This is a genomic window from Streptomyces parvulus (genome assembly GCF_014648855.1).
GTDB lineage: Bacteria > Actinomycetota > Actinomycetes > Streptomycetales > Streptomycetaceae > Streptomyces > Streptomyces parvulus.
The window spans coordinates 128,336-147,049 of the sequence record NZ_BMRX01000018.1; the positions used below are offsets into that span (position 1 = coordinate 128,336).

General features: G+C 71.8%; 17 protein-coding genes. 8 read left to right on the forward strand and 9 right to left on the reverse strand.

What is annotated here, in order from left to right; translation table 11 throughout:
- Positions 1-81: 81 nt before the first annotated feature.
- Together serB and IE108_RS30335 are read right to left on the reverse strand one after the other, a co-directional pair.
- A complete protein-coding gene (gene serB, locus IE108_RS30330; RefSeq protein WP_064727178.1) occupies positions 82-1,326 on the reverse strand; it encodes a phosphoserine phosphatase SerB in 1,245 nt (414 codons plus the stop codon).
- Between the two features lie 346 nt (positions 1,327-1,672).
- Positions 1,673-3,538 carry a streptophobe family protein gene (locus IE108_RS30335; protein WP_064731692.1) on the reverse strand — a complete coding sequence of 622 codons (1,866 nt, stop codon included), beginning with the start codon at positions 3,536-3,538 and terminating at the stop codon, positions 1,673-1,675.
- 240 nt (positions 3,539-3,778) lie between these two features.
- Between IE108_RS30335 and IE108_RS30340 the strand changes: the two genes are divergently transcribed.
- A complete protein-coding gene (locus IE108_RS30340; protein ID WP_189397796.1) occupies positions 3,779-6,364 on the forward strand; it encodes an ABC transporter ATP-binding protein/permease in 2,586 nt (861 codons plus the stop codon).
- Positions 6,365-6,483: 119 nt separating this feature from the next.
- Here IE108_RS30340 and IE108_RS30345 read toward each other — a convergent pair whose 3' ends face one another.
- The 3 genes from IE108_RS30345 to IE108_RS30355 form a co-directional block, all read right to left on the reverse strand.
- Positions 6,484-7,185, reverse strand: coding sequence for a transglycosylase SLT domain-containing protein (locus tag IE108_RS30345; RefSeq protein WP_064727176.1), 702 nt, complete (start codon positions 7,183-7,185; stop codon positions 6,484-6,486).
- A 352-nt stretch (positions 7,186-7,537) separates the two neighbouring features.
- A complete protein-coding gene (locus IE108_RS30350; RefSeq protein ID WP_064727175.1) occupies positions 7,538-8,581 on the reverse strand; it encodes an S-adenosylmethionine:tRNA ribosyltransferase-isomerase in 1,044 nt (347 codons plus the stop codon).
- Positions 8,578-9,276 (reverse strand): SDR family NAD(P)-dependent oxidoreductase, encoded by a 699-nt coding sequence (locus tag IE108_RS30355; protein WP_064727174.1) that lies wholly within the window; start codon positions 9,274-9,276, stop codon positions 8,578-8,580. The genes IE108_RS30350 and IE108_RS30355 overlap by 4 nt, the downstream gene beginning before the upstream one ends.
- Before the next feature lie 221 nt (positions 9,277-9,497).
- Here IE108_RS30355 and IE108_RS30360 point away from each other — a divergent pair, with 221 nt between their 5' ends.
- The 3 genes from IE108_RS30360 (at position 9,498) to chpE (ending at position 11,691) form a co-directional block, all read left to right on the forward strand.
- A complete protein-coding gene (locus tag IE108_RS30360; RefSeq protein ID WP_064727173.1) occupies positions 9,498-10,676 on the forward strand; it encodes a GAF domain-containing sensor histidine kinase in 1,179 nt (392 codons plus the stop codon).
- Positions 10,669-11,310: a response regulator gene (locus IE108_RS30365; protein ID WP_064727172.1), complete on the forward strand. Its 642-nt coding sequence runs from the start codon at positions 10,669-10,671 to the stop codon at positions 11,308-11,310. Before IE108_RS30360 ends, IE108_RS30365 begins: the two co-directional genes overlap by 8 nt.
- 135 nt (positions 11,311-11,445) lie before the next feature.
- The gene (gene chpE / locus IE108_RS30370) at positions 11,446-11,691 is read left to right on the forward strand and encodes a chaplin ChpE (RefSeq protein WP_064727171.1); all 246 of its coding nucleotides are present in this window, start codon (positions 11,446-11,448) and stop codon (positions 11,689-11,691) included.
- A 171-nt stretch (positions 11,692-11,862) separates the two neighbouring features.
- Here the strand turns inward: chpE and IE108_RS30375 are convergent, their stop codons facing one another.
- Positions 11,863-12,645 carry an Rv1486c family protein gene (locus IE108_RS30375; protein WP_064727170.1) on the reverse strand — a complete coding sequence of 261 codons (783 nt, stop codon included), beginning with the start codon at positions 12,643-12,645 and terminating at the stop codon, positions 11,863-11,865.
- A 151-nt stretch (positions 12,646-12,796) separates the two neighbouring features.
- Between IE108_RS30375 and IE108_RS30380 the strand changes: the two genes are divergently transcribed.
- The 3 genes from IE108_RS30380 to IE108_RS30390 all read left to right on the forward strand — a co-directional run bounded on the left by IE108_RS30380 (position 12,797) and on the right by IE108_RS30390 (position 15,167).
- Positions 12,797-13,594: an ABC transporter ATP-binding protein gene (locus tag IE108_RS30380; protein ID WP_064727169.1), complete on the forward strand. Its 798-nt coding sequence runs from the start codon at positions 12,797-12,799 to the stop codon at positions 13,592-13,594.
- A 54-nt stretch (positions 13,595-13,648) separates the two neighbouring features.
- Positions 13,649-14,080 carry an NfeD family protein gene (locus IE108_RS30385; RefSeq protein ID WP_064727168.1) on the forward strand — a complete coding sequence of 144 codons (432 nt, stop codon included), beginning with the start codon at positions 13,649-13,651 and terminating at the stop codon, positions 14,078-14,080.
- A gap of 142 nt (positions 14,081-14,222) precedes the next feature.
- On the forward strand, positions 14,223-15,167 hold the full coding sequence (locus IE108_RS30390; protein ID WP_064727167.1) for an SPFH domain-containing protein: 945 nt from the start codon (positions 14,223-14,225) through the stop codon (positions 15,165-15,167).
- 213 nt (positions 15,168-15,380) lie between these two features.
- Here the strand turns inward: IE108_RS30390 and IE108_RS30395 are convergent, their stop codons facing one another.
- From IE108_RS30395 to IE108_RS30405, 3 genes are all read right to left on the reverse strand, one after another.
- Positions 15,381-15,887, reverse strand: a complete 507-nt coding sequence (locus IE108_RS30395) for an HNH endonuclease (protein WP_064727166.1) — start codon at positions 15,885-15,887, stop codon at positions 15,381-15,383.
- Positions 15,888-16,089: 202 nt separating this feature from the next.
- Positions 16,090-16,629, reverse strand: a complete 540-nt coding sequence (locus IE108_RS30400) for a YbhB/YbcL family Raf kinase inhibitor-like protein (protein ID WP_064727165.1) — start codon at positions 16,627-16,629, stop codon at positions 16,090-16,092.
- Between the two features lie 49 nt (positions 16,630-16,678).
- Complete coding sequence (locus IE108_RS30405; RefSeq protein WP_064727164.1) at positions 16,679-17,461, reverse strand: sporulation protein; 783 nt, start codon at positions 17,459-17,461, stop codon at positions 16,679-16,681.
- Positions 17,462-17,605: 144 nt separating this feature from the next.
- Here IE108_RS30405 and IE108_RS30410 point away from each other — a divergent pair, with 144 nt between their 5' ends.
- The gene (locus IE108_RS30410; protein WP_064727163.1) at positions 17,606-18,247 is read left to right on the forward strand and encodes a DNA-3-methyladenine glycosylase; all 642 of its coding nucleotides are present in this window, start codon (positions 17,606-17,608) and stop codon (positions 18,245-18,247) included.
- Positions 18,248-18,714 lie beyond the last annotated feature (467 nt).

The following is an 18,714-nucleotide window of genomic DNA, read 5'->3' on the forward strand; positions in this document are numbered from 1 at the left end:
CCTCACGCGGCGGGCGGGCGCACACCGCGGGCGGCCCCGCACCGCACGGTCCGGCATCGTGCGGCCCGGGCCGCCGTGGGCTCAGCGTCCGTCGGCCGGCAGGCCGCGGCCCCCAGCGAGGTCCTCGTCGAGGGTGTCCGCGGCCTCGACCTCCTCGCGGGTGATGCCCAGCAGGTAGAGGACGGTGTCCAGGAAGGGCACGTTCACCGCGGTGTGCGCCGCCTCGCGCACCACCGGCTTGGCGTTGAAGGCGACCCCGAGACCCGCGGCGTTCAGCATGTCCAGGTCGTTGGCGCCGTCGCCGATCGCGACCGTCTGCGACAGCGGCACGCCCGCCTCCGCCGCGAACCGCCGCAGCAGCCGCGCCTTGCCCGCCCGGTCCACGATCTCCCCGGTGACCCGGCCGGTCAGCCTGCCGTCGACGATCTCCAGGGTGTTGGCCTGCGCGAAGTCCAGCCCCAGCCGCTCCCTGAGATCGTCGGTGACCTGCGTGAACCCGCCGGAGACGACCCCCACCTGGTAGCCGAGCCGCTTCAGCGTGCGAATCAGGGTGCGGGCACCCGGCGTCAGCCGCACTTCGGCGCGGACCTTGTCCACCACCGAGGCGTCCAGCCCCGCCAGCAGCGCCACGCGCGCGTGCAGCGACTGCTCGAAGTCCAGCTCCCCGCGCATCGCGGCCGCCGTCACCTCGGCCACCTTGTCCTCGCACCCGGCGTGCGCGGCGAACAGCTCGATGACCTCGTCCTGGATCAGCGTGGAGTCCACGTCCATCACCACCAGGCGCTGCGCCCGCCGGTGCAGCCCCGCAGAGACGACCGCGACGTCCACACCGAGCGCCGCCGCCTCGGTGGCCAGCGCCGTGCGCAGGGGTTCGGTCTCGACGCCGGACACCGCGAACTCGACGGCGGTCACGGGGTACTTGGCCAGCCGGAAGATGCGGTCGATGTTGCTGCCGGACTCGGCGATCCGAGCCGCTATGGCGGCCGTCGCCTCGGCGGTGAGCGGGTGGCCGAGCACCGTGACCAGGGAGCGGCCGAGACCGCGCGGCCGGTTGTCGCCGATGCCGGAGATGATCTCCGCCTGGAGCTTCAGCGACTCGGCCCAGTTGTGCACGGTGGCCCGCAGGTCGCCTTCCAGACCGCGGGGCGGCTCGGTCACGAGCGCGCACAGCACGATCCGGCCGCGGGTGACGACCTGCTCGATGTCGACGACATCGACGGAGTAGGCGGCGAGGGTGTCGAACAGGCCGGCCGTGATGCCGGGCCGGTCCTTGCCGAAGATCTTGACGAGAAGCGTGGGAACGTCAGAGGTCTGCGTAGCGCTCATGGTGGTCCAACCGTATCCGGCACTCCGTGCCCGCCGCCCCCGAGGTCCGCCTGACGGACACGCGTGCGGGTGCGGCCGTCGCCCCTGGCACCGCGCGACGCCGAGGTCCCGCGCTTTCCCGGCGCCGCGCGACGCCGGGCACCCGCGCTTTCCGGCCCCCCTCCCGGCTTGCCTCCATCACTGCCCGGCGTACATGCTCTCGGCGCTTCCCTGCGTGCCTCACCCCCTGGGTCCGCCCGACGGACAGGCGCGGGTGCGCCCGTCGCCCCTGCCGCCGTACGACGCCGGACGGGCACGCTTCCCGGCACCTCGCGGCCCGCGAACTCCCCGGCCGTCCCCGAGTGCCTCACCGCCCGCCTCCCGGCCTCCTCGGCGGCGCGGGCGGGGGTGGAGGCGGGGGCGGCGGTCCTTCGCCCCAGCGGCGCGCGGGCGGCCGTTCCCCGGGGCGCGGGGGCTGCCACGGTGCCCCCGGCGACGGCCGGAGCGGGCCCGCCACCGTGGGGGCCCCGGAGACGCCGTCGCCCCGCGGTGGTCCGGCGCGCGGGTCGGGGGCGTCGTCCGGTCCGTCGCCCGCCCTCGGCCCCGGGTGCGCGGCCGCGCCGTACTCCGGTCCGCTCCCGTACTCCGGTCTGCTCGCGTACTCCGGTCCGCTCCCGTGATCCGGACCGTCCCGGTACTCCGGGCTGCGCCCGTACGCCGCTTCGCCCACGTGACCCGCCGCGCCCCCGCCCCCGGGGGACCCATACCCCGCGCCCCCACCCCCGGGCGCGCCACACCCCGCACCCCCACACCCTCCGCCGCCCCGGAACCCGGCACCCCGTGCCACCCACGTCGCCCGCACGCCCGCCGCCCCGCTCGCCCGCGCCAGCAGGGCCCCGGCCGCCCCCGCCGCCGCACCCCACAGCGCGCCCAGCAGCAGGGCGGTGCCGAGGTGGGCGCGCAGGTCGAGGGAGGCGCCGAAGGCGTCGATGCCGAGCACCGAGAGGGAGGCGTCCGCGGTCACCCGGGTCAGCCCGGACAGCAGGGGCAGCGCGAGGGCGGTCGCGACGCCGAGCCGCAGCGCGCAGTGCCCCACGAAGGCGGGCGGGGGAGTCCCGCCGGGTGCCAGGGGGGTCCGCACCGCCGTGAGGATCCCGGCCAGCAGCATCATCAGCGCCGCCGCCACCCCCAGCAGCCACACGCGCCCGTCCAGCTCCGCCAGCCGCGCCAGGGTCACCGGCTCACCGCCGCCGGCGCCCAGCAGCTCGTCCAGCGGAGCCGGGAGCACCCCGACGAGTGCTCCGCCGGCCCGGCCGTCCCAGGGCACACCCAGCCCGACCGGGACCCCCAGCCAGGCCCCGTTGGGCGCGCCGAGGAGCGCGGCACCCGCGATCCGCCGCGGATGGGCGTCGCCGACCGCCGCGTACGCCGCCGCCGCGACCCCGGCCGCCACCGCGGTCAGGGCCACCGTGACCACGGCGGACACGGCGGGCCGCACCACCCGGTGCACGACCGCGCATCCGCGCGGCAGCGGAGTACGCCGCGAGGCGAGCAGCGCGATCAGCAGCACCCCGGCGGACCAGGCCAGCCCGCCCAGCAGTGTCGGCGCCGCGTCGACGGCGATCCCGACGGCGGCCTCGGCGCCGACGAGATCGCCGATCCGGTCGGGGAGCAGCCCGTCGGCGTCGCCCACGTCCCCGAGCCCCGGAATCTCCAGGCCCCCACCGCCACCCGCGCCGGGCAGTTCGCTCATCCCCAGCGAGGCGCCGTCGATCGTGACGACGTCGTGGCCGGCCCAGACCAGCCCGCCCGCCATCGCGACGAACAGCGCGACCACCGCGCCCGCACGGGCCAGGAGTTCGGCCGGCGAGACCTCGACTCCCGCCCCGCGCAAGGAGCGCAGGAAGAAGAACGACAACAGCAGCGCGCCGACCAGACTCACTCCCAGTGGCGTGATCTCGATGGCCGTAAACGCCTCCGCCCCCTTCAGCCCGAATGCCGACACATCGCCCGACGGCGTCACCGAACCGCCCGCCCCGAGCGCCACCGCCGCCGCCGTCATCGGGCCGAGCGAGCCCGCGGCGTCCGCGCCCAGCAGGTGCAGACCGAGCGCCGCCGTCCCGGCCATGCCGATCAACGCCCAGCTCACGGAGGCGATCGCGGACATCACCACGTCTCCCCACGGCACCCCGGCGCCGTGCTCTCCGGACCCCGCACTCGTGGACGCGCTCATGGCAGACCCCCCGATCCGCTGCGCGACGGAGTTGCCGCGCATGTCCCCCTCGCGTGGATTACCACTCTCCGAGCAGGTTTCAACCCCGTCAACAAAACGGGCCGATGGGTGCCTACGCCATTTTCACAAGGCCCGACTTTCGGTCAGGGCCCCGAGCCTGAAATAGTTCCCCCCGATGTTCGACATCCCTAGACTCCCCGCGACGGGGGTACATCGGGGGACAACTCAGTGGGGCTTGGAGTGCCGGAACTCGTACTGGAATCCAACGGACGGACCTGGACGCTCGATCCGTCCCGGTCATACGCGCTCGGACGCGATCCGCAGGGGGAGCTTGTCTTTGACGACGCCAGGGTGTCCTGGCGTCACGCCACGATCAGTTTCGACGGCCGCGGTTGGGTCGTCGAGGACCACGGAAGCACCAACGGCACGTTTGTGCACGGGCAGCGGGTCCAGCGGACGGAGCTCGGCGCCGGCAGCGTGCTGAACCTGGGCAACGCGAACGACGGACCGCGCGTGAGCCTTTCCGGCGCACAGACGCCGGCCGGAGCGCCGCAGGCCCAGTCGGGGCCGACGCCGCAGGCCCAGCCCCAGCAGCAGCCGTACGCGGCGCAGGGCGCGAACGCCGGCTGGGCCCAGCAGGCCCCGCCGCAGCAGGCGCCGCAGCACGGGCAGCCGCACCAGCCCCAGCAGGGCGGCTGGCAGCAGCCGCAGCAGCAGGCCGCGCCGCAGCCCCAGCAGGCCGCGCCGTCCTTCCCCCAGCAGCAGGGCTCCGGCGGCGCGGCGGGGGCGCCACCGGTCTACGGCGACCGCAGCCCGACCACGTTCCACCAGTTCTCGCTCGGCCGCGTGATGCGCATCGGCCGCGCCCTGGAGAACGAGCTGGTCGTCTCCGACCTGCAGGTCTCCCGCAACCACGCGGAGTTCCACGCGACGCCCGACGGGCGCATGGAGATCCGCGACCTGGGCTCGCACAACGGCACGTACGTCAACGGCCAGCCCATCGCCAAGGGCGGCTCGCAGCTGCTCGGCCCGACCGACATCGTCGGCGTCGGCCACTCGACGTTCCGGATCGTCGGCGACCGGCTCGAGGAGTTCGTCGACACCGGTGAGGTGTCCTTCTCCGCGCGGCACCTGACCGTCACCGTCGACGGCGGCAAGCAGATCCTCAAGGACGTCTCCTTCGGCGTACCGGAGAAGTCGCTGATCGCGGTCATCGGACCGTCCGGCTCCGGCAAGTCGACCCTGCTCAAGGCGCTCACCGGTTACCGGCCGGCCGACCAGGGCGAGGTCCTCTACGACAACCGGAACCTGTACAAGCAGTTCGCCGAGCTGCGCCAGCGCATCGGTCTGGTCCCGCAGGACGACATCCTGCACAAGGAGCTGACCGTCAAGAAGGCCCTCAAGTACGCGGCGAAGCTCCGCTTCCCGGCCGACACCACGGCCGCGGAGCGCGACTCCCGCATCGACGAGGTGCTGCGCGAGCTGAAGCTGGACATCCACAAGGACAAGAAGGTCACGTCCCTCTCCGGTGGTCAGCGCAAGCGCGTCTCGGTCGCCCTGGAGCTGCTCACCAAGCCGTCGCTGATCTTCCTGGACGAGCCGACCTCCGGCCTCGACCCGGGCATGGACCGCGACGTCATGCAGCTGCTGCGCGGGCTGGCCGACGACGGCCGCACGGTCCTCGTCGTCACCCACTCCGTGGCCGAGCTGGCGATCTGCGACAAGCTGCTGGTCATGGCGCCGGGCGGGTCGGTCGCCTACTTCGGCCCGCCCGAGGAGGCGCTGAACTTCTTCGGCTACGACACCTGGGCCGACGTCTTCTCCGCCTTCGAGGAGTACCGCGACTACGACTGGGCGGGCCGCTGGAAGGGTTCGCAGCACTACCAGATGTACGCCGCGGACATCGACGCCGTCGCCCCGCAGTCCGTAGCGGTGCCGGCGATGCAGGCGATGAAGCCGCCGAAGCCGCAGGGCTGGATGTCGCAGTTCGTCACGCTGGTGCGGCGCTACGTCTCGGTGATCGTCTCCGACAAGGGCTTCCTCGCCTTGATGGTCATCCTCCCGGCCGTCCTCGGCGCGGTGAGCCTGCTGATCGACGCGGACAAGGGCCTGCTGCCCAACCCGCCCAATCCGCAGAGCGGCCGGATCATCCCGAACGGCACCGCCACCACGGTCCTGCTGATCCTCGCGGTGGGCGCCTGCTTCGCAGGCGCCGCGAACTCGGTCCGCGAGCTGATCAAGGAACGGGTGATCTACGAGCGGGAGCGTGCGACCGGCCTGTCGCGGTCCGCGTACCTGATGTCCAAGGTCTTCGTGCTCGGCATGATCACCGTGCTCCAGGGACTGCTGGTGGGCGTGATCGGTTTCGCCAACCGGGAGATCCCCGAGGAGGGGCTGATCCTCGGCGGCGCGACCCTGGTCGAGCTGTCGCTGCCGATCATGGCCCTCGGCTTCACCTCGATGATGTTCGGCCTGATCATCTCGGCGCTGGTGAAGACCGCCGAGAAGACCATGCCGCTGCTGGTCATGTTCGCGATCATCCAGGTCGTCTTCACCGGCTGCCTCTTCGCGCTGAACGGCGCGGTCGGCGTCAACCAGTTCTCGTACCTGATGCCCTCGCGCTGGGCGGTGGCCGCGGCCGGCGCCACGCTGGACTTCAACAGGATCAGCCCGCCCGAGGAGGGCGCCGGGAACGATCCGCTGTGGGAGCACACCGTGGGCGCCTGGGGCATGGACATGGCCGCGCTGATCGTCCTCGGTGTGATCTGCGGCTTCTTCGTGGCGCGCTTCCTGCGGCGGCACGAGCCCGAGGTCATGCGCAAGTGACGCCCGGCCGCGGGTGACCGCGGCGAGACGCCCCGAAGGGCGGCACCCCGTCAGGAGGGTGCCGCCCTTCGGCGTACGGCGTCTGCGTCGGCGTCGGAGTGAAGAGGTCCGCGCCGACCTCAGTACGCGCTGTCGACGTTGTCCATGGTGCCGTACTTGTCCGCGGCGTAGTTGCACGCGGCGACGATGTTGGCGACCGGGTCCCAGATGTTCTTGGACGTGCCGGCCACGTGGTAGGCCTCGAAGGTCGGCGGGATCACCTGGAGCAGGCCCTTCGACGGGATGCCGTTGATGGCGTTGATGTCCCAGTCGTTGATGGCCTTCGGGTTGCCGGAGGACTCCCGCATGATGTTGCGGTGGATGCCCTCGTAGGTGCCGGGGATGCCGTGCTTCTTCATGATGGACCGGGCCTCGCGGATCCAGCCGTCGAGGTTGTTCGGGTAGGACTTCTTGACCTCGGCGCGCTTGGCGGACCGGCTGACGGTCTCCTTCGCCTCGCGCTTGGCGGCGGCCTTCTTCGCGGCGGCCTTCTCGGCGGCGGCCTTCTTCGCGGCCGCCTCCTTCTTGGCCTCGATGGTGGCGACCTTCTGGCTGGCACCGGCCAGCTGGCCGGTGACGCCGGCGTGGACGTCCTGGATCTGCTTGGTGCTGTACGCCACCTTGGCCGTCGGAGCGGCCTCGCTCGTGGTCGTCTGACCGCTGGCCGGCACGGCGGTGAGGGCGACGGCGACGGCGCCGAGCGTGCCGACACCGGCTATGGCGGCCTTCTGGGTGCGGGTCATGGAACGACTGCGACCACGGGAAAGGATGTTCTTCAGCATGGCGGGATAGACCTCTTCGGATAGCGCGGAGGTCGCTCTCGTCCGGTGGGGACAGGGGTGCTTCCGGCACAAGCGCCGCGGGGGAGAACCCGCGGCGCTGAGCGACGAGAGCAATTCTTAGCGGCCGCAAAATCCGAAGGCAAAGGTGTGACGTACGATCCGAGATAGTGGATCAGGGAACGGCGAAACGGGGCAGATTGGACTATCTGCCCCGCTCAAAACGGACGAGTCGTTCTCCTAATCCTCTTCGTACGTGATGTGCGCCCTATGCGAGGGCTCACATCAGACCCCCGTCCGTCTCACCGTTGGTTGCTGAAGCAATGCACTGTGTGAGTGGCTTCGGAGCCTCCTCCTACCGCAGGAGGAGATGCACGTCGCCGAACTCGTGCCACAGGTAGCGCCCCCGTACCGCGGCGTCGTACCCGCGGTCGATCGCCGCCCGCCCCGCCACCGCCTCCAGCATCAGCAGGTGCGAGGCCTCGGGCTCGTGCAGCCCGGTCAGCAGCCCGTCCACCACCCGCACCCCGCGCTCCGGGGTCACGACCAGATCGGTCCACCCCGCCCGGGGCCGTACGACGCCGTCGGCGCCGGCCGCCGACTCCACCGCCCGCACGGCGGTCGTCCCCACCGCCACCACCCGCCGCCCGGCCGCCCTCGCCGCGTTGATCAGCCGGGCCGACTCCCCGGGCACCGAGAACCGCTCCGGATACGGCGGCTCGTGCGACTCGGCCGAGGCCACCCCGGTGTGCAGCGTCACCGGCGCGAACTGCACCCCCCGGCTCACCAGCTCCGTCACCAGCCGGGCCGTGAAGGGCCGCGCCGCGCTCGGCATCTCCGCGCTGCCCGTCCCGTCGGGCACCGGCAGCGCGAACACCGTCTGGTACGCGCACAACGGCTGGTCCCGGTCCGTGTACGCGTAGCGGATGGGCCGCCCGTGCTCCCGCAGCAGCGCGGTCACCTCCGCCCCCGACACCCGCGCCCACCACAGCCGGTCCCCGCGCGGACTCAGCGGCTCCTCCGCCACCAGACGCCCACCCCCGGGCAGCCGCACCACCGTCCCCTTGTCCACGCACGCACGCGCGCGCGTGGTGCCCCTCCCGTCCGGCTCCCGCACCTCCACCGCCCACCGGGCGTCGTCCCCGCGCGTGGAGAAGTGCACCACCACGCGCGTGTGCCCGACGGACCCGTCGACGGCGGCGGCGAGCGTCGGCGAGGTGTTGACCACGAGCAGGTCACCGGCCCGCAGCAGCCCCGGCAGCTCCCCGAACGCGTGGTGCGAGACCTCGGTGCCCCGCGACACCAGCAGCCGTACGCCGTCCCGGTCCAGGCCCGGCTCCCGCTGCTCGGCCGGCACCCGCGCCGACAGCCCCTCCGGCACCCTCGGCGCCGGCGTCACGACCGCGCCTCCAGCAGAGCGGGAGCGCTGTAGCGCCCACTGGCCGGCCGCTCCTCCAGCAGCCGCAGGAGCGCCGGCACGACCCCCGCCGGAGCGGGCCTCGGACCGTCGTCGTCCGGTACGGCCGCCGCGTACAGATCGGTGGCCATGTCCCCCGGATCCACCGCCCAGACCCGCAGCCCCGGCTCCTCGACGCCCAGCACCGCCGCCAGCTGGTCCAGCGCCGCCTTGGACGCCCCGTAGCCGCCCCAGGTCTCGTAGGCCTCGGCCGCCGCGTCCGAGCTGATCGTCAGCACCGCCCCCGCCGGAGCGGCCCGCAGCGCCGGCAGCGCCTCCCGGACCAGGCCCAGCGCGGCCACGACGTTCACCTCCAGAGCCCGGCGCAGCCCGTCCAGCGGCAGTTCCGCCAACCGCACCAGCGGCTCGGCGCCCAGCGCACTCGCGTTGCTGACCAGCAGGTCCACCCCGCCGAGCCGCCCGGCCTCGGTCACCAGACCCGTCCGGTGCCACGGATCGGTGACGTCCCCGGGCAGCGCCGCCACGCGCGTGCCGTACGCCTCCAGCGCCGCCGCCGTGTCCTTCAGCACCTCGGGCGTCCGGGCGTCGAGCACCAGGTCCCAGCCCCGTGCCGCCAGCGCCTCGGCGAGCGCTCGGCCCAGCCCCTTGGACGCTCCCGTGATGATCGCTACCGGCATGACACACGTCCCCTCGTAGTCCCCGCCGCCACCCGTCCGGCACGGCGTGATCCTCAACGTAGGAACCGGGCCCCGTCCGCCGCCTCGGGCACCGGCCCCAACCGCGCAGGGCCCTTCGCCCTAGGCCGGACGCACCGGACCTCGGACCTAGGTCCACCGCCCCAGGCCACGGCGGTCACAGGTCCGATCCGGCCGTCACCCCCCGCCGGTACCGTGAGGACATGAGTCACGGCCCCCGGTCCGGCCTCGCCGCGGTCAGCTCCGCGCTGCTGGCCATGAGCAGGCACCTGGAGGTGCGCGACGTCCTCAAGACGATCGTCGCCTCGGCCCGCGAACTGCTCGACGCCCAGTACGCCGCCCTCGGCGTCCCCGACGACCACGGAGGCTTCGCCCAGTTCGTGGTCGACGGCGTCAGCGACGAGCAGTGGAAGGCCATCGGCCCGCTCCCGCGCCAGCACGGCATCCTCGCCGCGATGCTCCACGAGGCCACGCCCGAGCGGCTCGCCGACGTCCGGAAGGACCCGCGCTTCGGCGGCTGGCCCTCCGCACACCCCGACCTGGTGGACTTCCTGGGGCTGCCGATCCGCGACGGCGACGAGATCATCGGCGCCCTGTTCCTGGCGAACAAGGTGTGCCCTGACGCGAAGGGGGACGGGGACCCTCCGGCCCCCGGGCCCGAGGGCGGCTGCGGCTTCACGCAGGACGACGAGGAACTGCTCGGCATCCTCGCCCAGCACGCCGCGATCGCCCTCACCAACGCGCGCCTGTACGAACGCAGCCGCGAGCTGACCATCGCCGAGGAGCGCTCCCGGCTCGCCCACGAACTGCACGACGCGGTCAGCCAGAAGCTCTTCTCGCTGCGCCTGACCGCCCAGGCCGCCGCCGCCCTGGTCGACCGCGACCCGGCCCGGGCCAAGGGCGAACTCCAGCAGGTCGCCGCCCTCGCCGCGGAGGCCGCCGACGAGCTGCGCGCCGCCGTCGTGGAGCTGCGGCCCGCCGCCCTGGAGGAGGACGGCCTCGTCGCCACCCTGCGCACCCAGATCCAGGTCCTCGACCGCGCCCACTCCGCGCGCGTGACCTTCACGGGACACGGCGTCAAGGCCCTGCCTGCCGCCCAGGAGGAGGCGCTGCTGCGCGTCGCCCAGGAGGCGCTGCACAACGCCCTGCGCCACTCCGGGGCCGCACACGTCGACGTGACCCTGCACCGCGCGGCGACCGGCGCGGTACTGCGGGTCACCGACGACGGCGGCGGCTTCGACCCGCGCACCGTGCGCCGCGCGGGCCGCCACCTCGGCCTGGTCTCCATGCGCGACCGGGCCAACGGCACCGGGGGAAGACTTACGGTGCGGTCCGAGCCCGGCAAGGGCACCACGATCGAGATGGAGGTCCCCGGTGGCTGACGCAATCAAGGTGCTGCTCGTCGACGATCACCAAGTGGTCCGCCGGGGCCTGCGCACCTTCCTCGAGGTGCAGGACGACATCGTGGTGGTGGGGGAGGCCGCCGACGGCGCCGAGGGAGTCGACCGCGCCCAGGAACTCGGCCCCGACGTGATCCTCATGGACGTCAAGATGCCGGGCATGGACGGCGTCGACGCGCTGCGCAGACTCCGCGAGCTGGACAACCACGCACGCGTACTGGTCGTCACCAGCTTCACCGAGCAGCGCACCGTCGTCCCGGCCTTGCGCGCGGGCGCGGCGGGCTACGTCTACAAGGACGTCGACCCCGAGGCGCTGGCCGGCGCCATCCGCTCCGTCCACGCCGGCCACATCCTGCTCCAGCCCGAGGTCGCCGGCGCCCTGCTCAGCCAGGAGGAGGGCAACTCCGGCCAGGGCCGCGCGGGTTCCCTCACGGAGCGCGAGCGCGAGGTGCTGGGCCTGATCGCGGACGGGCGCTCCAACCGGGAGATCGCGCGGGCGCTGGTGCTCTCCGAGAAGACCGTCAAGACGCACGTCTCGAACATCCTCATGAAGCTCGACCTCGCGGACCGCACCCAGGCCGCGCTGTGGGCCGTGCGCCACGGCCTGACCAGCTGACGGAAGGTTCCCCTCCGGTCGGAGATTCATACCGTCGTGGGAATGTCCCCCGTATGGCGCATCCTCCGGGCGGCCCGGGCGTTCTCCAGTGCGTGCCGCGGCGACTGCCGCGGCGATCGCAAGGAGGGCTTGTAAGTGAAGAACCTGAAGAAGGCAGCGGCCGTGACGATGGTGGCCGGCGGACTGATCGCCGCCGGCGTGGGCATGGCCTCCGCCACCGACGGCTCCCACGCCCACGGCGAGGCCATCGGCTCCCCGGGCGTCGCCTCCGGCAACCTGGTCCAGGCGCCGATCCACATCCCGGTCAACGCCGTCGGCAACAGCGTCAACGTCATCGGCGTCCTGAACCCGGCCTTCGGCAACCTGGGTCTCAACCGCTGACCCGGGCCGTCAACGATGCCTGCGGCCTCCCGGGCTCCCCGGGAGGCCGACCGGCACCAACCAGCCCGTCCGGCGTTTGAGGACGAGGCCGTTCAGGCCGAAAGCGGGGTCCGGGGGCGCAGCCCCCAGGTGGCCCACACCAGCGCCGGGTAAACGGTGAGGGCGGTCACCTCATCCCCGCCCCCGCTCCTCCACAACGGAGTTGTACGCCGCGACCTGCGCCCGCCGAGCCGTCCGCTCCACGGGCCGCAGTGCCTCCCCCCGCGCCGCCATCTCGGACGCGCTCACCGCACCACCGTGACCGTTCTCATACGCGAGCGACACCAGCGCCCCCACCCGCTGCGCCAACTCCAGCACCCGCACCGCCCGCGGCGGATACCCCGGCGCCAGCACTTCCCGGCCCCGCTCGGCCCGCGCCCGGTACGCCGCGACCGCCGCCTCGGCGACCGGCCCCGACCCGGCGACGTCCAGCCGCGTCAGCACCTCCGTGGCATCCCGCAGCGCCTCCGCCAGCTCCCGCTCCGCCTCCCCGAGCGAGGGCACGTCCGCGGGCGGCGCCTCCCGCACCGGCAGGCAGTGCCAGACCACCTCGACGTGCACATCACCCTCGGGCCCGGCCTCGTGCACCTCGGGCACCAGCCCCACCGCCGCACCGTGACAGACCACGGCCTCCTCCGCCTCCAGCGCCCGCGCGTTGAAGTCCGGGGGCCCGCTCAGGCCCAGCGGATGCCCCGGCGCGGGCAGCGCGACCCGCAGCCCCGTCGCCCCGAGCGCCCGCAGCCGGCCGAGCGCCAGCGTGAGACCGACGGGCGCCGGTTCGCCCGGCAGCCCCTCCACCCGGTGCACCGCGTCCTCCCCGACGATCGCCACCGCGGCGTCATCAGGCGAGACCATTCCGGCAATAAGGGCATTTCCCCAGGCGGCAAGGCGCCCTGCGCGTGGTTCCGAGAGCATGCCCCCACCCTAAGGACCGGACCGATGGAACGGTGACGCCGACCGGTGGCGTAGATTTCCTGGAGGGCCTGCGCCCACCGGCGCGGCGGCCCGAGCCAAGGCGTACGCGACAGCCGAGACCGGCCACAATGCAAGGGGAGACAACGCGCTCATGAGCGATGTTCTGGAGCTTCAGGACGTATCCGTGGTCCGCGAGGGCCGGGCTCTGGTGGACCAGGTCTCCTGGTCGGTGAAGGAGGGCGAGCGCTGGGTCATCCTCGGCCCCAACGGCGCCGGCAAGACCACCCTCCTCAATGTCGCGTCCAGCTACCTCTACCCCAGCCAGGGCACCGCCACCATCCTCGGCGAGACGCTCGGCAAGCCCGGCACCGACGTCTTCGAGCTGCGCCCGCGCATCGGCGTCGCCGGCATCGCCATGGCCGACAAGCTGCCCAAGCGCCAGACCGTCCTGCAGACCGTGCTCACCGCCGCGTACGGCATGACGGCGGGCTGGCACGAGGACTACGAGGACGTCGACGAGCAGCGCGCCCGCGCCTTCCTCGACCGCCTCGGCATGACCGAGTACCTGGAGCGGAAGTTCGGCACCCTCTCCGAGGGCGAGCGCAAGCGCACCCTCATCGCCCGCGCCCTGATGACCGACCCCGAGCTGCTGCTCCTCGACGAGCCCGCCGCGGGCCTCGACCTCGGCGGCCGCGAGGACCTCGTCCGCCGCCTCGGCCGGCTCGCCCGCGACCCCATCGCACCCTCCATGATCATGGTCACCCACCACGTCGAGGAGATCGCGCCGGGCTTCACCCACGTCCTGATGATCCGTCAGGGCAAGGTCATGGCCGCCGGCCCGCTGGAGCTGGAACTCACCTCCCGCAACCTCTCCCTCTGCTTCGGACTCCCGCTCGTCGTCGAGCAGAACGGCGACCGCTGGACCGCGCAGGGCCTGCCCCTGTCCTGACCCGCCCCCCGTGCGCCCTGTCCCCGGCCCACCCCGCGGACCTACCATGACCACGTGAACGACATCGACGCATGGGTGTGGTGGCTCGTCGCCGCGGCAGCGCTCGGAATCCCGCTCGTCGTGACCGCGATGCCGGAGTTCGGGATGTTCGCCGTCGGGGCCGTCGCCGCAGCCCTGGCCTCCGGGTTCGGCGCAGACATCGTCGTCCAGGTCCTCGTCTTCGTCGTCGTATCGGTCGCGCTCATCGCGGTCGTACGGCCCGTAGCCGCCCGGCACCGCTCCCAACAGCCCCAACTGGCAACGGGAGTCGACGCCCTGAAGGGCAGACAGGCCGTCGTCCTGGAGCGGGTCGACGGGTCCGGCGGCCGGATCAAACTCGCGGGCGAGATCTGGTCGGCCCGCGCGCTGGACACCGGGCGCGCCTTCGAGGCCGGCGAGGAAGTCGACGTCGTGGACATCGAGGGGGCCACGGCGATCATCATGTGACCTCGCCGCGCACAACTGGCCCGAACGGACCCCGAGTCGCGCGACGGTCTGTCAGACTCGACCAGCAAGATCCTCAACACCCGTAAGATCAGCAGTAGTCAGGGTCAGAGAACAGGGTCGGAGAAGGGGACGGACAACCACGATGGAACCGGTCATCATCGTCTTGATCATCCTGGTGGTGTTGGTCTTCATCGCCCTGATCAAGACCATCCAGGTCATCCCGCAGGCCAGCGCCGCCATCGTCGAGCGCTTCGGCCGCTACACGCGGACACTGAACGCGGGCCTCAACATCGTCGTCCCGTTCATCGACACCATCCGCAACCGCATCGACCTGCGCGAACAGGTCGTCCCCTTCCCGCCGCAGCCGGTCATCACCCAGGACAACCTGGTCGTCAACATCGACACCGTCATCTACTACCAGGTGACCGACGCCCGCGCCGCGACCTACGAGGTGGCCAGCTACATCCAGGCCATCGAGCAGCTCACCGTCACCACTCTGCGCAACATCATCGGCGGTATGGACCTGGAGCGGACCCTGACCTCCCGCGAGGAGATCAACGCGGCCCTGCGCGGCGTCCTCGACGAGGCCACCGGCAAGTGGGGCATCCGCGTCAACCGCGTGGAGCTCAAGGCCATCGAACCGCCCACCTCCATCCAGGACTCGATGGAGAAGCAGATGCGCGCCGACCGCGACAAGCGCGCCGCCATCCTCCAGGCCGAAGGTGTCCGGCAGTCCGAGATCCTGCGCGCCGAGGGCGAGAAGCAGTCCCAGATCCTGCGGGCCGAGGGTGAGGCCAAAGCGGCCGCCCTGCGAGCCGAGGGCGAGGCCCAGGCCGTGCGCACGGTCTTCGAGGCCATCCACGCCGGCGACCCGGACCAGAAGCTCCTCTCCTACCAGTACCTCCAGATGCTCCCGAAGATCGCCGAGGGCGACGCCAACAAGCTCTGGATCGTCCCCAGCGAGATCGGCGACGCCCTCAAGGGCCTCTCCGGAGCCATGGGCAACCTCGGCGGCCTGGGCGGAGGAGGCAACGGCAGCCCCGGCGTCCCCGCCCAGGAACGCCGGGAGAAGCCGACGATCGACTAGGGCCTGTCTGACAATTCCCGTCGTCGCCCGGAGGGCGGCCTTGCGTCGTCAGGTGCGTGCTCTCGCCGTGCCGGGCGTCGAGCCTCGTACTGGATGTACTTGGCTCTGCGCCCGGCACGGCGAGAGTGCGTGCATGGCGGCGCGAGGCTGGGGGCACCTCCCGGCCGGAGGCTGGGGGAGGGAATTGTCAGACATGCCCTAGCGGCGCGGCCGTCACGCCGCGTCCAGCACCAACCACTCCGGCAGCGCCTCGAAGTCGTCCCGGGCCAGTGCCAGCAGCATCGCATCGGCGGGCGTCGGCTCGAACGGCTCCCGAAGCAACGGCATCCCCGCCTGCTCGGGCGTCCGGTTCGCCTTGCGGTGATTGTCCTCGGCGCACGAGGCCACCGTGTTCAGCCAGGAGTCCTGCCCACCGTGCGACCTCGGCACCACGTGGTCGACGGTCGTCGCCCGCCGGCCGCAGTACGCGCACCGGTGCCGGTCCCGGACCAGCACACCCCGCCTGGACCAGGGAGCGCGTCTTCGAAACGGCACCCGTACGTACTGGCACAGCCTGATCACCCGGGGCGCGGGTATGTCGAGCGCCGCTCCGCGCATCCGCAGGGAGGGGTGGGCCTGCTCGACGACGGCCTTGTCCTGGAGCACCAGAACGACGGCTCGGTTCAACGTCACCGTCGACAACGGCTCGAAGCTCGCGTTCAGCACCAGCGTGTCCCGCATACCAGCCCACCTCCCGTGTGCCACCGGCCCACCCCCTGGCGGGCTGGGATCAACTCTGGCCGGGCACGCCGAGATGGACAACGCAATATCCGCTGTTCCAGGGGCGACGATCCCCCCCCGCCACCCCTGGCAACAAAAATGCCCGCCCCTGATCCATTCCAAGACCTGGGGCGGGCAAACGTTCCATGAACGCTCGGAACGCTCAGCTGTCCGCGGGAATCTCGTACTCCCCGATCAGCTGGGCGCGCCCGATGGTGTGGAAGCGCAGATTGAAGCCGACGAACGCCGGGCTCGCCTCCGCGTCCGGGCCGAGCTTCTCCTGGTCCACGGCGTACACGGTGAACACGTAGCGGTGCGGCCCGTCACCGGGCGGCGGGGCGGCCCCGCCGAACTCCCTGGTGCCGTAGTCGTTGCGCGTCTGTACGGCCCCCTGGGGGAGCCCCTCGAACGCGCCGCTGCCCGCACCCACCGGCAGCTCGGTCACCGACGCCGGGATGTCGAACACCACCCAGTGCCAGAACCCGCTGCCCGTCGGGGCGTCCGGGTCGTAGCAGGTCACGGCGAAGCTCTTGGTCCCGGCGGGGAAGCCCTCCCACCGCAGCTGCGGAGAGGTGTTGCCGGCCGCGTGGACCTGAGCGTCCTTGAGCGTCCCGCCCTCCTGGACGTCGTCACTCGTGACCGTGAACGACGGCACGGGCGGGTGGAAGTCATGGGGGAGCGGACGCCGCTTCAGCTCGGTCACCTCGGTACCTCCTGAATGTCTGGTGCAGAGATGACCGAGCCTAGATCCATCAGAACCAGTTGCGCTTGCTGCCGACCTCGGACAGCCACTGGTTGAGGTACGCCGTCCAGTCGGTGCCCTGGTAGTCGTTCAGCCCCACCTTGAAGGAGCGGAAGGTGTCGCTGCCCTCGCTGAACAGCCCCGGCTTCTTGTCCATCTCCAGGACGACGTCCATCGCCTGCGCGTCGGCCACGAAGCTCAGCTCGACCTGGTTCAGACCCCGGTACTGCTGGGGCGGCAGGAACTCGATCTCCTGGTAGAAGGGCAGCTGCTGCCGCGTGCCCCGGATGTGGCCGCGCTCCATGTCGGCGCTCTTGAAGCGGAAGCCCAGTCCGATGAACGCGTCCAGGATCGCCTTCTGCGCCGGCAGCGGATGCACGTTGATCGGGTCCAGGTCACCGGAGTCCACGGCACGCGCGATCTCCAGCTCCGTGGTGACCCCGATGTTCATCCCGCGCAGCGCCTGCCCGTCGATCATCGTGATCGGGGTCTCCCAGGGGATCTCCAGACCGAACGGCACCGCGTGCACGGCGCCCGCCTTGAGCTGGAAGGCGCCACCGAGCCGCACCTTGGTGAACTCGATGTCCTGCTTGTACTCCTGGTCGCCGCTCTCCACCTCGACCTTGGCCTGGAGCCCGACGGACAGTCCCTCGATCTCCTGGTCGACGGACCCGCCCTGGATCCTCACCTCGCCCTGGACGACACCCCCCGGAACGACGTTGACCTCGTTGAGCACGGTCTCGACCGAAGCCCCGCCGGCCCCCAGGCTCGCGAGCAGCTTCTTGAACGCCATGTGTCTCCCTCTCCAGGCTTGCGTGTGAACCCTTGATCCCTACAAACGCGATCCGGCCGTGGCCGGTTCCGCGCCACACACTGGCAAGCCGGACGCCCCATGGCCACCCCGCGCACGGACCCGGCTGCGTTACGCTCGGACGGCATGATCGCGACCCCCGACCGTACGCCCCTGCCCAGGGAGTTCTTCGACCGGCCCGTCCTCGAGGTCGCCCCCGATCTCCTGGGCCGTGTCCTGGTGCGCGACACCCCGGACGGTCCGATCGCCCTCCGCCTGACGGAGGTCGAGGCCTACGACGGCCGGAACGACCCCGGCTCGCACGCCTACCGCGGTCGCACCCCCCGCAACGACGTGATGTTCGGTCCCCCCGGACACGTGTACGTCTACTTCACCTACGGCATGTGGTTCTGCATGAACCTGGTCTGCGGTCCCGACGGCACCGCGAGCGCGGTCCTGCTGCGCGCCGGCGAGATCGTCGAGGGCGCGGAGCTGGCCCGTCCGCGCCGACTCTCCGCCCGCAATGACAAGGAACTGGCCAAAGGACCGGCCCGCCTGGCCACCGCTCTCGGGGTGGACCGGTCCCTGGACGGCACCGACGCGTGTACGTCGGAGGACACCCCGCTGCGCATCCTGACGGGCACCCCCGTACCTCGCGACCAGGTACGGAACGGTCCGCGGACCGGAGTGTCCGGCGAAGGCGGGGTCCATCCGTGGCGCTACTGGGTCGCCGACGACCCGACGGTCAGCCCGTATCGGGCCCATGTCCCGAAGCGGCGCCGAAGTTGACTCTCCTTTGGGCGGCGCGTAATGTAGCCCGAGCCGCTTGACCCGGTTACGGCGATCGCCAGCAGCCGAGAGCGGCCAACCCACTACCTACGACTTCCCTCAGCGGGAGCGAATTCGGCGTGCCCGCATGCCCGAATTCAAACTCGCCGGACCCGATTATGAGTCCGCGAAGGAATCGGCTAACGTAGTGAATGTCGAAAGGCCGACGGGCGAAAGTCCGAAAGCGCGAGACAAACCCGCCGACCGGGAATCGGATCGAAAAGGATCTGATAGAGTCGGAGACGCAAGACCGAAGGGAAGCGCCCGGAGGAAAGCCCGAGAGGGTGAGTACAAAGGAAGCGTCCGTTCCTTGAGAACTCAACAGCGTGCCAAAAGTCAACGCCAGATATGTTGATACCTCCGGCCTGGCCGGTCTTCCGGTTCAGGTTGAGGTTCCTTTGAAATACACACAGCGAGGACGCTGTGGA

Excerpts from the sequence above, each read along its gene's own strand:
- IE108_RS30395 (WP_064727166.1), bottom strand. The coding sequence starts at position 15,887 with ATGCGGGACACGCTGGTGCTGAACGCGAGCTTCGAGCCGTTGTCGACG.
- IE108_RS30345 (WP_064727176.1), bottom strand. The coding sequence starts at position 7,185 with ATGCTGAAGAACATCCTTTCCCGTGGTCGCAGTCGTTCCATGACCCGC.
- IE108_RS30405 (WP_064727164.1), bottom strand. The coding sequence starts at position 17,461 with ATGGCGTTCAAGAAGCTGCTCGCGAGCCTGGGGGCCGGCGGGGCTTCG.
- IE108_RS30355 (WP_064727174.1), bottom strand. The coding sequence starts at position 9,276 with ATGCCGGTAGCGATCATCACGGGAGCGTCCAAGGGGCTGGGCCGAGCG.
- IE108_RS30360 (WP_064727173.1), top strand. The coding sequence starts at position 9,498 with ATGAGTCACGGCCCCCGGTCCGGCCTCGCCGCGGTCAGCTCCGCGCTG.
- IE108_RS30335 (WP_064731692.1), bottom strand. The coding sequence starts at position 3,538 with ATGAGCGCGTCCACGAGTGCGGGGTCCGGAGAGCACGGCGCCGGGGTG.
- IE108_RS30390 (WP_064727167.1), top strand. The coding sequence starts at position 14,223 with ATGGAACCGGTCATCATCGTCTTGATCATCCTGGTGGTGTTGGTCTTC.
- IE108_RS30380 (WP_064727169.1), top strand. The coding sequence starts at position 12,797 with ATGAGCGATGTTCTGGAGCTTCAGGACGTATCCGTGGTCCGCGAGGGC.
- IE108_RS30410 (WP_064727163.1), top strand. The coding sequence starts at position 17,606 with ATGATCGCGACCCCCGACCGTACGCCCCTGCCCAGGGAGTTCTTCGAC.
- IE108_RS30375 (WP_064727170.1), bottom strand. The coding sequence starts at position 12,645 with ATGCTCTCGGAACCACGCGCAGGGCGCCTTGCCGCCTGGGGAAATGCC.
- serB (WP_064727178.1), bottom strand. The coding sequence starts at position 1,326 with ATGAGCGCTACGCAGACCTCTGACGTTCCCACGCTTCTCGTCAAGATC.